The organism is Kitasatospora sp. NPDC036993 (assembly GCF_055607525.1).
In genome coordinates, this window is the sequence record NZ_JBVJRP010000003.1 from 452,966 (window position 1) to 465,781 (window position 12,816).

12 protein-coding genes, 8 tRNA genes and 1 pseudogene are annotated in these 12,816 nt (G+C 73.9%); 11 read left to right on the forward strand and 10 right to left on the reverse strand.

The genetic code is table 11. The features are described 5' to 3' along the window. Positions 1-59: 59 nt before the first annotated feature. Both ACZ7C5_RS08275 and ACZ7C5_RS08280 read right to left on the reverse strand, forming a co-directional pair. A complete protein-coding gene (locus ACZ7C5_RS08275) occupies positions 60-1,223 on the reverse strand; it encodes a hypothetical protein (protein WP_401087519.1) in 1,164 nt (387 codons plus the stop codon). A gap of 32 nt (positions 1,224-1,255) precedes the next feature. Beyond that, entirely contained in the window at positions 1,256-1,810 is a 555-nt protein-coding gene (locus ACZ7C5_RS08280; RefSeq protein ID WP_401087521.1) for a DUF4365 domain-containing protein, read from the reverse strand. A gap of 165 nt (positions 1,811-1,975) precedes the next feature. Here ACZ7C5_RS08280 and ACZ7C5_RS08285 point away from each other — a divergent pair, with 165 nt between their 5' ends. Continuing rightward, entirely contained in the window at positions 1,976-2,743 is a 768-nt protein-coding gene (locus ACZ7C5_RS08285) for an exonuclease domain-containing protein (RefSeq protein ID WP_470322266.1), read from the forward strand. Positions 2,744-2,820: 77 nt separating this feature from the next. Here ACZ7C5_RS08285 and ACZ7C5_RS08290 read toward each other — a convergent pair. The 3 genes from ACZ7C5_RS08290 to ACZ7C5_RS08300 all read right to left on the reverse strand — a co-directional run bounded on the left by ACZ7C5_RS08290 (position 2,821) and on the right by ACZ7C5_RS08300 (position 3,720). Further along, positions 2,821-2,892 (reverse strand) — tRNA-Val (locus ACZ7C5_RS08290). A 219-nt stretch (positions 2,893-3,111) separates the two neighbouring features. Continuing rightward, a tRNA-Val gene (locus ACZ7C5_RS08295) sits at positions 3,112-3,183 on the reverse strand. Between the two features lie 78 nt (positions 3,184-3,261). Beyond that, positions 3,262-3,720: a TIGR02611 family protein gene (locus ACZ7C5_RS08300; protein WP_470322267.1), complete on the reverse strand. Its 459-nt coding sequence runs from the start codon at positions 3,718-3,720 to the stop codon at positions 3,262-3,264. 195 nt (positions 3,721-3,915) lie between these two features. On the opposite strand from ACZ7C5_RS08300, the gene ACZ7C5_RS08305 reads away from it, so the two are divergent. Continuing rightward, the gene (locus tag ACZ7C5_RS08305) at positions 3,916-4,329 is read left to right on the forward strand and encodes an SsgA family sporulation/cell division regulator (RefSeq protein ID WP_030056266.1); all 414 of its coding nucleotides are present in this window, start codon (positions 3,916-3,918) and stop codon (positions 4,327-4,329) included. Positions 4,330-4,695: 366 nt separating this feature from the next. Continuing rightward, positions 4,696-5,265, forward strand: coding sequence for a CGNR zinc finger domain-containing protein (locus tag ACZ7C5_RS08310; RefSeq protein WP_188301499.1), 570 nt, complete (start codon positions 4,696-4,698; stop codon positions 5,263-5,265). Positions 5,266-5,308: 43 nt separating this feature from the next. Here the strand turns inward: ACZ7C5_RS08310 and ACZ7C5_RS08315 are convergent, their stop codons facing one another. After that, entirely contained in the window at positions 5,309-5,764 is a 456-nt protein-coding gene (locus tag ACZ7C5_RS08315; protein WP_470322268.1) for a hypothetical protein, read from the reverse strand. 110 nt (positions 5,765-5,874) lie between these two features. Here ACZ7C5_RS08315 and ACZ7C5_RS08320 point away from each other — a divergent pair, with 110 nt between their 5' ends. Beyond that, a complete protein-coding gene (locus tag ACZ7C5_RS08320; RefSeq protein ID WP_470322269.1) occupies positions 5,875-6,375 on the forward strand; it encodes a DsbA family protein in 501 nt (166 codons plus the stop codon). Positions 6,376-6,387: 12 nt separating this feature from the next. On the opposite strand, the gene ACZ7C5_RS08325 is transcribed toward ACZ7C5_RS08320, so the two are convergent. The 3 genes from ACZ7C5_RS08325 to ACZ7C5_RS08335 all read right to left on the reverse strand — a co-directional run bounded on the left by ACZ7C5_RS08325 (position 6,388) and on the right by ACZ7C5_RS08335 (position 9,244). Then, positions 6,388-7,230 carry a GNAT family N-acetyltransferase gene (locus tag ACZ7C5_RS08325; RefSeq protein WP_470322270.1) on the reverse strand — a complete coding sequence of 281 codons (843 nt, stop codon included), beginning with the start codon at positions 7,228-7,230 and terminating at the stop codon, positions 6,388-6,390. 83 nt (positions 7,231-7,313) lie between these two features. Then, on the reverse strand, positions 7,314-8,144 hold the full coding sequence (locus tag ACZ7C5_RS08330) for an aminotransferase class IV (protein ID WP_470322271.1): 831 nt from the start codon (positions 8,142-8,144) through the stop codon (positions 7,314-7,316). A gap of 26 nt (positions 8,145-8,170) precedes the next feature. Continuing rightward, a complete protein-coding gene (locus ACZ7C5_RS08335) occupies positions 8,171-9,244 on the reverse strand; it encodes a chorismate-binding protein (protein WP_470322272.1) in 1,074 nt (357 codons plus the stop codon). A 316-nt stretch (positions 9,245-9,560) separates the two neighbouring features. On the opposite strand from ACZ7C5_RS08335, the gene ACZ7C5_RS08340 reads away from it, so the two are divergent. The 6 genes from ACZ7C5_RS08340 (at position 9,561) to ACZ7C5_RS08365 (ending at position 10,195) form a co-directional block, all read left to right on the forward strand. Further along, positions 9,561-9,633: transfer RNA gene (locus ACZ7C5_RS08340), tRNA-Gly, on the forward strand. 40 nt (positions 9,634-9,673) lie between these two features. Beyond that, positions 9,674-9,747 (forward strand) — tRNA-Cys (locus tag ACZ7C5_RS08345). A 34-nt stretch (positions 9,748-9,781) separates the two neighbouring features. Then, positions 9,782-9,853, forward strand: a tRNA-Val gene (locus ACZ7C5_RS08350). 41 nt (positions 9,854-9,894) lie between these two features. Beyond that, positions 9,895-9,966: transfer RNA gene (locus tag ACZ7C5_RS08355), tRNA-Val, on the forward strand. Between the two features lie 44 nt (positions 9,967-10,010). Next, positions 10,011-10,082: transfer RNA gene (locus ACZ7C5_RS08360), tRNA-Val, on the forward strand. A 41-nt stretch (positions 10,083-10,123) separates the two neighbouring features. Next, positions 10,124-10,195: transfer RNA gene (locus ACZ7C5_RS08365), tRNA-Val, on the forward strand. A gap of 288 nt (positions 10,196-10,483) precedes the next feature. Here ACZ7C5_RS08365 and ACZ7C5_RS08370 read toward each other — a convergent pair. Next, positions 10,484-10,684 carry a hypothetical protein gene (locus ACZ7C5_RS08370; RefSeq protein WP_188301493.1) on the reverse strand — a complete coding sequence of 67 codons (201 nt, stop codon included), beginning with the start codon at positions 10,682-10,684 and terminating at the stop codon, positions 10,484-10,486. A gap of 406 nt (positions 10,685-11,090) precedes the next feature. Between ACZ7C5_RS08370 and ACZ7C5_RS08375 the strand changes: the two are divergent. Further along, positions 11,091-12,347, forward strand: a pseudogene (locus ACZ7C5_RS08375) (serine/threonine-protein kinase); the annotation flags it as partial. Positions 12,348-12,816: the final 469 nt, after the last annotated feature.

The following is a 12,816-nucleotide window of genomic DNA, read 5'->3' on the forward strand; positions in this document are numbered from 1 at the left end:
GGACGCAACACTGCGCTGCGCGTGACGATGGTACCGAGAGCGCCGCCCCCGCCGTCCACCTACGCCCCTCCCCGCTCTCCCTCCGCCTTCTCCCCGAGCGACTTCAGCAGGCGCTCGCGGTCCCCTTCCTCCCAGGCGCAGAACTCCAGTCCGTGCGGGCCGGCCAGTCGGCGGAAGCCGTCGTTCCGGTCCAGCCGGCCGCGGACCCGGACCGGCAGGCCCGCGAGGTGGGCCTCGGCGGCCAGCCGGTAGTCGGGGTCGGGCAGGCGGAGCCTGAGTTCGCGGACCTCGGCGCCGGCCAGCACCCGCAGCCGTACCGAGCCCCGGCCCGTCGGGTCGGCGCGCTTGAGCCGGGTGACCACGCCGACCACGGTGACGGCTACGGCGGGCTCACTGCGTTCCAGCAGGTCGGCGGCCTCCGCCAGGGCGGGCAGGTCGCCGGGCGAGAAGTCGAGGTCGATCCGGCGGTCCCCGAAGCCGCCGGGCGTCCCCGCGGCGGGCGACCAGGCGACGCCGAACCGGGCGCCGGTCGCGCCGCGCACCAGGTCCTCGACGGACCGGACGAGCTCCCTGCTGACCCCGGCCCGGACGGCGTTCCCGAGCGCCTCGGGCCCGCCGCTGACCCGCCGGTAGTCGACGGCGTCGCGCAGTGCCTCCAGGGCGCGGACCAGGGTGGTGACGGCGGCCCGGCCCTCCGGGGCGGGGGTGTACGCGGTGAGGGTGGCGCCCTGTTCGACGAGCAGGACGCGGTCCAGGAAGTCCCCGGCCAGGCCGTCCAGCCGGGCGCCGAAGTAGCCGGCCGTCGCCCGGGAGGCCTTGGCGCCGGCGGCGAGCATCCCGCGCGCCGCCCGGCGCAGCCGCTCGGCCTCGTCCCAGGGAGCGGCCCCGGCGGGGCCGGACGGTTCCCGCTGCCAGCGCAGCTCGTCGCCGGGGACGGCGAGGGCGAGCAGGATCGAGCGGGCGGAGGGGGTGCGGGAGCGGGAGAGCGCGGTGACGGCGTCGGTGAGGAGCTCGACGGCGTCGTCGAAGCCGTCCCCGGCCGGCACGAGCAGGCTGGTGCCTGGCTCGTCGTCGGGCGGGGTCCAGCGTCCGTACCGGGCGGCGGGTCCGCCGCGGCGGACCCAGCCGTGCCGGGCGAGCAGGGTGGCCAGCACCGTCGGGTCGACGGCGGCCGGATCGGGCAGGGGCCTGGCCGGCTCGCCCGGTCCGTACGGCGGTGTCATGGGTCCGCTTCCTCCCTGCCGGGGCCGGGCCGTCACGGGCTGCCGCCCGCGCCGACCCTGGCCATGATGGCGCACAGCGCGCGGTCGTCGAAGACCTCGCCGGTGGGCACCCTGACGTTGGTACGCCGCTGTCCGGTGACCGGGTGGCCGGCCAGGTTGATCCAGTAGCAGCAGTGCCGCAGCTCCAGGGCGTCCGGGCGGGCCCGCAGCCAGTCGTCGACCCGGCGCGGCAGCAGCATCACGACCAGGATCCGCGGCACGGCGACCCTGGGCCGGGCGAGCTTGCGCAGGTGGTCGTTGTCCAGGGTGAAGCTGAAGAACGGCCCGGCCGGGTCGGGCGCGACCTGCTGGGTGGCCTTGAGCTGGATCTTGACGGTGACCTCGTCGTCCACCTCGTGCGTCCGGGAGCCGTGGCTGACGTGCCAGTCGATGCCGTTGTCCGGGAACGGCTGGGAGAGCGAGCAGCCGGCCGCGGCGGCGACCGCGTGCAGGTAGCCGACCTGCAGGGTCTCCATGCAGGCGGTCACCGCGAGGTTCCCCCGCAGGACGGCCGCCGCCCCCTCGGGCTGCGGCTGGGTCAGTGCCATCGCCCGTGGCCTCCCCCGGTTCCGGGCCCGTCCCGGTCCGGGCGGGCCAGTCGATTCGAACGGGACGGTCATGGGCAGGATCCCCGGTCGGGCTTGGGCCAAACGGGTTGAAGGAGCGTCAGGACCGGGTATCAACCGGGCGCAACGCTCGTCTGAGGGGCAGTCATGCAGCAGCTCTGGTACACCGGCCCGCTCGCCTCCTTCGACACCGAGACCACCGGCGTGGACGTGGAGCACGACCGGATCGTCTCGGCCGCCCTGGTCGTCCAGCTCGCGCCGGGCGCAGCGGTGCGGACCACCACCTGGCTCGCCGATCCGGGCGTGCCGATCCCGGACGGCGCCCGCGCGGTGCACGGCATCACCGACGAGCAGGTGCGCGCCCACGGCCGCCCGGCCCGCACGGTGGTGGCGGAGGTCGTCCGCGCGCTGGCGGCCGAGGCGCTGGCCGGGCGTCCGGTGGTGGTGATGAACGCGCCCTACGACCTGACGCTGCTGGACCGGGAATCGCGCCGTCACCACGGCCTGACGCTGACCGACGGGCTGGCCGCGGCCGGGCTGGTGGTGCTGGATCCGCGGGTGCTGGACAAGCACGTGGACCGCTACCGCAAGGGCCGCCGGACGCTGACCGACCTGTGCGCCCACTACGGCGTGGAGCTGGCCGGAGCGCACGACGCGGCGGCGGACGCGACGGCGGCACTGGAGCTGACCCGGCGGATGGGCACCCGCTACCCGGCCGCGATCGGCGGGCTGACGGCGGCGGAGCTGCATCTGCGGCAGGCGGCCTGGCACGCGGCGCAGGCCCGAGGGCTGCAGCGCTGGTTCGACCGCTCGGGGACGCCGGAGCGGGTGGACCCGTCCTGGCCGCTGCGGCCGGCCCGGTGCGGCTGCGGGCGCCGGCTGGAGCCCGAGCACGGCTGCGAGGCGGCGGCGTAGCGGCCGGCCCGGCATTCGGTCCCGAACGCGCCGCAGGCCCTGACCGGTTTCCTGGTCAGGGCCTGCGTGCTGTCCGGTGGGCGATACTGGGATCGAACCAGTGACCCCTTCGGTGTGAACGAAGTGCTCTCCCGCTGAGCTAATCGCCCGGGCAACGAGATGAACTCTAGCACCATTCACGGGTGGTCGTACAACTCGTCCGTTCCGGGTACTTCCGGGCACCGCCGACGCCTCCGCAGAACTCCCGCTCCGCGCGGAAGGTGACTGTGCCTCAGCCGATTACCGACGGCTCTTCGGGCGGATTCCGGAAATACATGTGAGGCCCAGCCGATAATCGACTGGGCCTCACATATCACAATGCATTCCGGTGGGCGATACTGGGATCGAACCAGTGACCCCTTCGGTGTGAACGAAGTGCTCTCCCGCTGAGCTAATCGCCCGGGTGCAGGGAAAACATTACCGCATCCCAGGGGGTGCTCCGAACACCGTCGCCGCCCTCGGCCGCGCGCCCGGGCAGGTCAGCTCCCGTCCGGCCACCAGGGGACGGCCAGGCCGTAGCGGGCGAAGTACCAGCCGCCCGCCCCGGCGATCGCGGCCAGGCCGATCACGGTGAGGGTGAGGTTGCGGCGGCGCACCCGCGGGTCCATGGCCCGCTGGGCGGCCTCGGCGACCTTGCGGCGGGTCCGGCGCAGGGCCAGCTGGGCCCAGCCGAACTCGGTGGCCCAGATCCCCATGCCGAGGAAGATCACCAGCCAGCCGGGGCCGGGCAGTGGCAGCATGACCAGTCCGAGCACGACCACGGCGAGCCCGGCCAGGAAGATCGCCACCTGCCAGGCCCGGTGCAGCGTCCGCGAGCGGCGGACGAAGGCCGGGGCCCGCGAACCGACCGCCCTGCCGCCGTCGACGGCCGCGTCAACCTCCCCGGCCGCTTCACCCGTTCCCGTGTTCCCGCCCGCCTTGTCGTTTCGCACAGTCATGCCAGGAAACTAACCAAGAAGTACCCGGGTAATGCCCGGCCCGGCTGCCCCGAGGCGATTCCGCAATGCGCCGTAAGGGGTACGACTCGCGCCCGAATCGGGACAGAGGGGTTTACATCGGTCGTGGGGGTGGGATGGTCCGTTCGCCGACGTGCGATTCCCCGAGCGCACACTGAGCGAAAGGCCATGGCGCTTATGAACACCACGGTCAGCTGCGAGCTGCACCTGCGCCTCATCGTGTCCAGCGAGTCCTCACTGCCTGTCCCCGCAGGCCTGCGCTACGACACCGCCGACCCCTACGCCGTGCACGCCACGTTCCACACGGGCGCCGACGAGACCGTGGAGTGGGTGTTCGCCCGAGATCTCCTCGCGGAGGGGCTGCACCGACCCACCGGTACCGGCGACGTCCGGGTGTGGCCGTCGCGCAGCCACGGGCAAGGGGTGGTCTGCATCGCGCTGAGCTCTCCGGAAGGAGAAGCCCTGCTGGAGGCCCCGGCCCGGGCGCTTGAGTCGTTCCTCAAGCGGACGGACGCCGCGGTGCCCCCCGGCACCGAACACCGTCACTTCGACCTCGACCGGGAGCTGTCCCACATCCTCGCCGAAAGCTGACCCCGACCGGGAGGAGGTCACGCCCCGCCGTCGGCGGGGCCGTAACTCCTGCCGTCATCGCAGCCGTCCTACTCGGGGGCACGGCAGCGGACTCAGCCGCGCACCACGCGGCCTCGGGGCCGGCGGGCGGACCGCTCCCACCGGAACGGGTCCACAGCACCACAGGCGCCCGGCGGCCGCACCCGCCTCGGCCCCAGCCGGTTCGGAGGCCGGTGCGCCGGGGGCGGTGCCCGGTTTGGGAGGCCTTGCCGGACTGCGCACACGTATTCGAAAGAAGGCACCGCCCTACCGGCACCGGGCCCGGTATGGTCTGGGGTGACCGTGGACGCGGGGCACCGGAGTCCCCCTGCGCGAGGAGCCCCCACCGTGCTGATCACCCATGACACCGAGTGCGCGCTGAGCATCCTCGTGGAACTGCTCAACACCGCGCCCGACGTCTGCGGCGCCGAGCGGCTGCCGGACGTCGCCGCGCTCGACGCCTTCGTGGTCCGCCAGGAGATCAGCGAGATCGACTCGCTGACCGAGGACGACCTGCGCCGGGTACACGACCTGCGCACCCGGCTGCGCGAGGTGTTCGGGACGGAGTCCACCGCGGAGGCCGCCGAGCTGGTCAACTCGATCGTCGCGGCCGCCGGGACGACGCCCCGGCTGACCGACCACGACGGCCACGACTGGCACATCCACTACTTCGCGCCGCACGCCGCGCTCGACGACCACCTGGCGGCCGAGCTGGGCATGGCGCTGGCCCTGATCCTGATGGCGGGCGAGCGGGAGCGACTGCGCCGGTGCGAGGCACCGGACTGCGCGCGGGTCTTCGTGGACCTCTCCCGGAACCGGTCCCGGCGCTACTGCGACAGCCGCACCTGCGGCAACCGGCTGCACGTCGCCGCCTACCGGGCGCGCCAGCGGTCGGCGGAGGCCGTCCCCTCCGCCTGATCCGCCGGCCTGACCCGCCAGGTCGATCCGCCGGACCGCCGGCTCAGATGCCGCGCTTGCGGAGGATCTCCTCGACATCGGCGAAGTCACCGAGGGCGTCCTCCCGCTTGCCCCCGGCCGGCTTCTTCGGGGCGGCCTTGGGCGTCGGCGTCACCGCCGGACGCTCGGGGGCCGCGGCCGCCGGGCGCTCCTGAGCGCCCTCCACCGGGGTGCCGCGACGACTCACCCAGCGGGTGGTGACCAGCAGGACCGCCGAGACGCCCAGCAGCGCGATACCGGTCCACACCCGGGGGTCGAGGACCAGCTTGGTCGCCCAGTCCGCGAACTCCCGTGCGATCGTGCTCGCCAGCGGGAAGAGTCCGGTCAGGTAGATCCCGGCGGGCAGCAGGGCCACCGCGAACCAGCGGGTCGCCGACAGGAAGCGCCGCCGGTAGGCCCGCAGCCCCGCGAAGGCCACCCCGCCCGCCGTGAGGATGAAGCTGATCGCCGCGCTCAGCACGGGGCCGCTCCTTCGTGTCCGGTCGTTCTCGTCATCGGTCTCTTCCTCTCGGTCCGCCCTCGGGCGCACCTCCGGCCGGAGCGGGCGCCCACTAGTGGAACACTGGGGGAATGATCGATGGTTCCCTCCCCCGCCTCGAGTTCTGGTGCGACCTCCAGTGCCCGGACTGCCACGCCGCGCTGGACGACGTACGGGCGCTGCGCGCGCGGTACGGCGACGCGCTGTCCGTGGAGCTGCGGCACTTCCCGCTGGAGAAGCACAAGCACGCCTACGCCGCCGCGGAAGCGGCCGAGGAGGCGTTCGCGCAGGGGCTGGGCTGGCCGTTCGTGGAGGCGCTGCTGGCCCGCACCGAGGAGCTGGGCACCCGCGGACAGCAGGTGCTGCTGGACGTGGCCGGGGAGGTCGGGGCCGACGTCGACGAGGTGGACACCGCGCTGATCGACGGCCGGCACATGCTGACCGTCGACGCCGACCAGGCCGAGGGCAAGGCGATCGGCGTCACGGGCACGCCGACGTACGTGATCGGCGGCAGGCGCCTCGACGGTGGCCGGAGCCAGGACGGGCTGCGCGCGGAGATCACGGCCGTCATCGAGGCGGCGAAGGGTTCCTGACGACACGTCGGATCACAGCGGCTTGCCGTAGCGGCGCTCGGTGACCTCGTAGCCCAGCGAGGCGTAGAGCCGGGCGGCGACCTCGTTGCGGGCGAAGACGTTGAGGCCGAGGTTACGGACCCCGGCGGCCAGGCACTCGCGTTCGGCGACCAGCATCAGCGTGCGTCCGTGTCCCCGGCCCCGGTGGGCCGGGGACACCTCGACGCCGCACACCCAGGCGAGCGGTTCGCCGTCCGGCAGGTCGTACAGGCGCAGCTGCACCCAGACCGATCCGTACGGGCCTTCGCCCTCGGCGCCGTACAGCCTGCGCATGACCACACCGGGGGTCTCGGCGCCCTGCGGGACCGAGGCCGGCCGGCCGCCGCCGGCCCTGGCGCGGGCCTGCTCCTCGGTGAGCCCGGACTCGACCAGCGAGCGGCGGTAGTCCACCGTGGAACGGGCGAGCCAGCCGTCGAAGTCCGCCGGGTCGAACGGGCGCACGCTCACCCCGGCGGGCAGGTCCGCGACGGCGGCCAGCCGCTTGGACATCAGCAGGGCCCGCTCGGTGTAGCCGAGGGCGACGGCGAGCCCGCGGGCCGTCCCGGCCCGTTCGGGGACGCCGACGTCGACCCGGGCGCAGCCCCAGCCGCGCAGCACCTCCTCGGCAGCCAGCCCGCCGAACGTGCCCCGGCCCCGCCCTCGCCCCTCGGTGATCTCCAACTCGGATATCTCGCCCCAGAGTTGGTCGGCCTGCGGTTCGGCAGTGGTGCGCAGCGCGCCCACCTGGCGGCCGTTCGAGAGGATCAGCCAGCGTCTGGTGCGGCCGCCGGCCGCGGTGGGTGTCTCCGGGCCCTCGGGGCGCAGCGTGGTGGTCATGTGGTGCTCCCTTCCCTGCCGCTCGGAGGGTTATCCACGTGGCCGGCGCGCTCTCTCCCGGCCGGGGCCCGCCCGGAGGGGGATCAGGGGTCGAGGTCGTCGCCGCCGCGCTCGGCGAAGACGGCCATGGCCTTGGCGGTGACCGGGCCGGTGCCGGGCAGTTCGCGGTCGTCGACGCGGGTGACGGCCTGGACGTCGCGGGTGGTGGAGGTCAGGAAGACCTCCTCGGCGTTCCGGAGGACGTCGAGCGGGAGGTCGGCCTCCTCGGCGCCGCACCAGTCGACGACGAGCTGCCGGGTGATGCCGGCCAGGCAGCCGGAGGCGAGGGTGGGGGTGAGCAGGCGTCCGTCGACGACCACGAAGACGTTGGAACCGGTGCCCTCGCAGAGCAGGCCGGCGGTGTTGGCGAACAGGGCCTCGGAGGCGCCGGCCCGGTGGGCGGCGGCCAGGGCGACGACGTTCTCGGCGTACGAGGTGGTCTTGAGGCCCGCGACGGCGCTGTGCTCGTTGCGGCGCCAGGGGACGACGGCGACGGCGGTCTCGTCGGGGCGGCGGCCGATCGCGCCGAAGGCGACGACCAGGGTGGGGCCGGCGGTGCCGCGCTCGGAGCCCAGCGGGCTGTCGCCGCCGGTGTAGGTGACGCGCAGCCGGCCGAGCGGCGCGGGGTTGGCCGCGAGGACCCGGGCGCAGGCCTCGCGGACCAGGTCGTGGTCGGGGTCGGCCAGGCCGAGGCCGCGGGCGGAGCGGGTGAGCCGGTCGAGGTGGCGGGTGACCGCGAAGGCCCGGCCGTCGACCGTCTTCAGGGTCTCGAAGACGCCGTCGCCGGTGGTGAGGCCGTGGTCGAGGACGGAGACGGCCGCATCGGCCGAGTCGACGAGGGCGCCGTTGACCCAGCTCGTGCTGCTGGTGTGCATCGAGTACTGCTCCTAGGCGGTGGGGCTCAGGCCCCGGTCGGGTCGAAATCGCTGCCGGGTTCGCTGCCCGACGCTATCGCGACCAGGCGGGCCGCCTTCAGCTCGGTCTCGGCCCACTCCCGCTCGGGGTCGGAGCCCCAGGTGATGCCGGCGCCGGTACCGAAGCGCAGGACCGGAGCGCCGGGGTCCTCCCGGTCGATCCAGAACGTGCGGATGCCGACGGCGAGTTCGGCCTCGCCGCGGTCGGCGTCGACCCAGCCGACGGCTCCGCAGTACGGGCCGCGCGGGGCGGTCTCCAGGGCTTCGATGATCCGCAGGGCGCTGGACTTGGGGGCGCCGGTGACGGAGCCGGGCGGGAAGGTGGCGGCGAGGAGTTCGGGCCAGCCGGCGCCCTCGCGCAGGGTGCCCTCGACGGTGGAGACCAGGTGGACCAGGCCGGGGTGCTTCTCGACGGCGCAGAGGTCGGGGACGGTGACGCTGCCGGTCCCGCAGACCCGGCCGAGGTCGTTGCGGACCAGGTCGACGATCATCACGTTCTCGGCGTGGTCCTTGTCGAGGAGGTCGTCCTCGGTGCGGCCGGTGCCCTTGATCGGTCCCGAGGAGACGGTGCGGCCGGCGCGGCGCAGGTAGAGCTCGGGCGAGGCGGTGGCGATCTCGACGCCGTGCCCGGGCAGCCGGATGGTGCCGGCGTAGGGGGCGGGGTTGCCGCGGGCGAGCAGGCCGGTGAGGGCGTCGACGTCACTGCGGTCCGGGTCGGGCAGCGGCGCGGACAGCACCCGGCAGAGGTTGGCCTGGTAGACCTCGCCGGCGGCTATGTGCTCGCGGATGCGGCGTACGCCCGCGGTGTAGGCGGCACGGTCGAGGGAGCTGTGCCAGCTGCCGGCGTCCGGCCCGCGCCAGCCGGCGCCGGAGGGCGGGGCGGGGGCCGGGCGGACCTCGTCGAAGCGGGCGCAGGTGAGGCGGCCCTCGAAGTCGTGGGCGACGGCCCAGTGGCCGGCGGAGTCCAGGGCGGCCGGGTCCGAGGTGACGTCACGCAGTCCGGTGGCCAGGCGGCCGCCGAAGCGGGCGAGCGGGGTGCGGGGGTCGGGGTGGCCGGACACGGTTCTCCTGCTCGGTGGCGCTGGGGCGGTGCCTGAAGTGTAGGTCGGGGGGCGTGGGTCGGGGTCGGCTCACGCCCCCGCGCGCGAGCAGCTGTGTGCGTCGCGCGGGTGTGCGCCGGGTGACCTGCGGATGATCGTCCGGGAGCGCCGCAGGTGGTGGCGGGTGACCCGGGAGGGCTGACGGGACGGCACTCACCGGCCATTCCCTCGGCATGCTGCGGGAACGGATTTTTAGCTGGCCCGGGAATCCGCTAGAGTTCAACACGTCGCCAGGGAGCGCAGCCGCAGAAAAGCGGTGAAGGTCCCCGGGAGACAGGCGGACGTGGCTCAGTTGGTAGAGCATCACCTTGCCAAGGTGAGGGTCGCGAGTTCGAATCTCGTCGTCCGCTCGGTGGAGAACAGTGTAAGATCGTTCTTCATGTGTTGCCTGGTGGAGTGGCCGAGAGGCGAGGCAACGGCCTGCAAAGCCGTGTACACGGGTTCAAATCCCGTCTCCACCTCCAAGAGGTTCCCCCGGTTCGCCCGGGAGGCCTCCCCGCGCGATTAGCTCAGCGGGAGAGCACTACCTTGACACGGTAGGGGTCACTGGTTCAATCCCAGTATCGCGCACGTCAGGCCCTTCGAGGCCTGCTGCGACACCGCCGCACCAGGCGCGATTAGCTCAGCGGGAGAGCACTACCTTGACACGGTAGGGGTCACTGGTTCAATCCCAGTATCGCGCACAGTAACGGATCCTCCGGGGTCTGCTGCAACACCGCCGCACCAGGCGCGATTAGCTCAGCGGGAGAGCACTACCTTGACACGGTAGGGGTCACTGGTTCAATCCCAGTATCGCGCACGTCAGGCCCTTCGAGGCCTGCTGCGAGACCGCCACATCAGGCGCGATTAGCTCAGCGGGAGAGCACTACCTTGACACGGTAGGGGTCACTGGTTCAATCCCAGTATCGCGCACAGTGAGGACCGGGGTCGTGATCCGTGAGGATCGCGGCCCCGGTCCTTTTGCGTTTCTCCGGCAAGGGCCGGAAAAGGAGAAGAGCCGCGCACGGACGCCCTCACCGACGTCCGCACGCGGCATCTCCGCCTGCCGGGGCGCTCTGCGCACCGCTCTCGCCCGTCCGCGAGTCGTCGCGGCCGCGGCCCTCCCCGGCGACACCGTTCCCCGTCCCCAGGGGTTCGGTGTCAGTCTTCGGCCGGCCCCTCCGAGCCGGTGTCCTTCCTTCTTCCTGCTGCTCCTCCCGCTCAGCGGGTGATCAGTTCGGCGACGGCCTGGGCCTGGTTCGCCATCTGGTCCCACCCGCCGAAGAGCAGCATCAGGAGCACGGCGCACGGCAGGGCCATGGCCAGCGCCACGGCGGGGTGCCGCGTGGGCTGCTCGGTGGACCGGGACTGGACGAAGGCCTGCCGGCGGCGGTGGGGGTTTCCCGTGAGCTGCGGTGGCATGTCCTTGCTCCTGATCCGGTCGAGTTGGCGCGGTGAACGGCTTACCTCGGGGGACGAGCTCCCCGTCCACCGCTGAACACAACGCTATTGGTCAGGGGGCCTTCCGGGCGTCATGCCGTCGTACTGTTCCTCGGACGTACCGGAGGATGACGAGCGGTCCCGGGACCTACTACCGCAGGGGGAGGGAAGGCTCATCCGACCCCCGAGGGAACCCTGAGGGGCAACCCCGAGAAACCCTCCGGCGACTCCGTGACCTGCGAGACCGTGCAAGATCGGACAATCGCATGGTGGCTTCAGGTGTTGCGTATCAGCACACCGCAGCAGGCAGTCCGTAAGCTGTGCCAGACAGGAACTGACGATGGCCCAACCGACGGGGCCTCACCCACAGGCTGACGGGGAACGGAACATGGCGATGATGCGGCTGAGGCGTGAGGACCCCCGCATCGTCGGGCCGTACCGCCTGCACCGGCGACTCGGCGCCGGCGGCATGGGCGTGGTGTACCTCGGGTCCGACCGCCGCGGGCAGCGCGTCGCCCTCAAGCTGATCCGCGCCGAACTCGCCGAGGACCTGGAGTTCCGCACCCGTTTCGCCCGCGAGATCGCCGCCGCCTCCCGGATCCGGGGCGGCTGCACCGCACGCGTGGTCGGCTCGGACATCGAGACCGAACGGCCCTGGCTGGCCACCGCGTACGTGCCGGGCCCCTCGCTCTACAAGCGGGTCGGCGACGAGGGGCCGATGAGCTGGCCCGAGGCCGCCAGGATCGGGGCCGCGCTGGCCGACGGGCTGGTCAAGGTGCACGAGGCGGGGGTGGTCCACCGGGACCTCAAGCCCTCCAACATCCTGCTCTCCCCCCGGGGTCCGCGGATCATCGACTTCGGCATCGCGTGGTCGCGCGGCGCCAGCACCCTCACCCACGTGGGCACCGCGGTCGGCTCCCCCGGCTTCCTCGCGCCCGAGCAGGTCCGCGGGGCCGCCGTCACCCCCGCCACCGACGTCTTCGCCTTCGGGGCCACGCTCGCGTACTCCCTCACCGGGGACACCCCGTTCGGGTCAGGGGCGTCCTCCGAAGTGATGCTGTACCGGGTCGTCCACGAGGAGCCCGACCTGTCGGCGGTGCCGCCGCAGCTCGCGCCGCTGATCCGGGCCTGCCTGGCCAAGGAGCCGGCCGAGCGGCCGGGGGCGGCCGCACTGCACGAACGGCTCACCGAACTGGCGTCACGCGGCGCGGCGATGGGAGCCGCCGGTGGCGGGGCCCGCGGGGCACGTCCCGGGCGGGGCGGCGCCGCGGCGGCTCCGCCTCAGGCACCGGCCCGGCAGGAGGGGGGCCGGCAGGGTGTTCCGGCGCCCGGACGCTCGCCCGAGCCTCCGGGCGCGGCACGGCCCCGGGCGGCTGCCGGCCGCCCCGGTGCGCAGGCGGCCGGGGCCGCCGGGCGGCGCCCGCAGGGGCCGACCGCTCCGCTCCCCCGGCCCGAGGCGACGCCGGTGACCCGCCCGCTGCGGGCCCGTCCGGACCGGTCGCAGACCCCTCCCCCGGCCCGGCCCGGTCCCCGCGACCGGGCGCGTCCCCGGGACCGTCAGCACACTCCGGCCCCCGGCGGTCGGCCCGGCACCGCGCGGCAGCGGCTGCTGCGGCAGCGGCTGGTGGTCTTCGTCACGGTGACGATCGGGGTGGCGCTGGCCATCGCGGCGGCGCAGGGGTGCGAGAACCGGGGCAACCAGAGCGTGCGGCCGCCCACCGGCGTGGTCACGAGCGCGGGTTCCGGCGCGAAGACCGCCGCGGGTGGCGGCGAGCAGGCCGTGCCCGGGACGTCCGCCGACGTCGTGCCGCAGTCCTCGGCCGCGCCGCTCCCGGCCGCCGCCCGCGCGGGTGCGGACGGCGGACTGACGTCCCCGCAGGTGCCGGTGCCGGCGGTGGACTGGCCGAACCGCAGCTACCCCGACTGGGCCGGCGGGCCGGCCATCGTGCTGCAGAACGGGCACTCGGCCGCGGGCGGGCCGCAGGTCGCGCTGAGCGCGGTGCTGCCGGCGAGGTACAAGGGCCTGCCGGCCGCGGTGGTCGTGCTGCGGCGGGCCGACGGCTCGGCGCCGGTCGACCTCGTCCAGCTCTACACCTTCGCCGGGGACTCCCCGG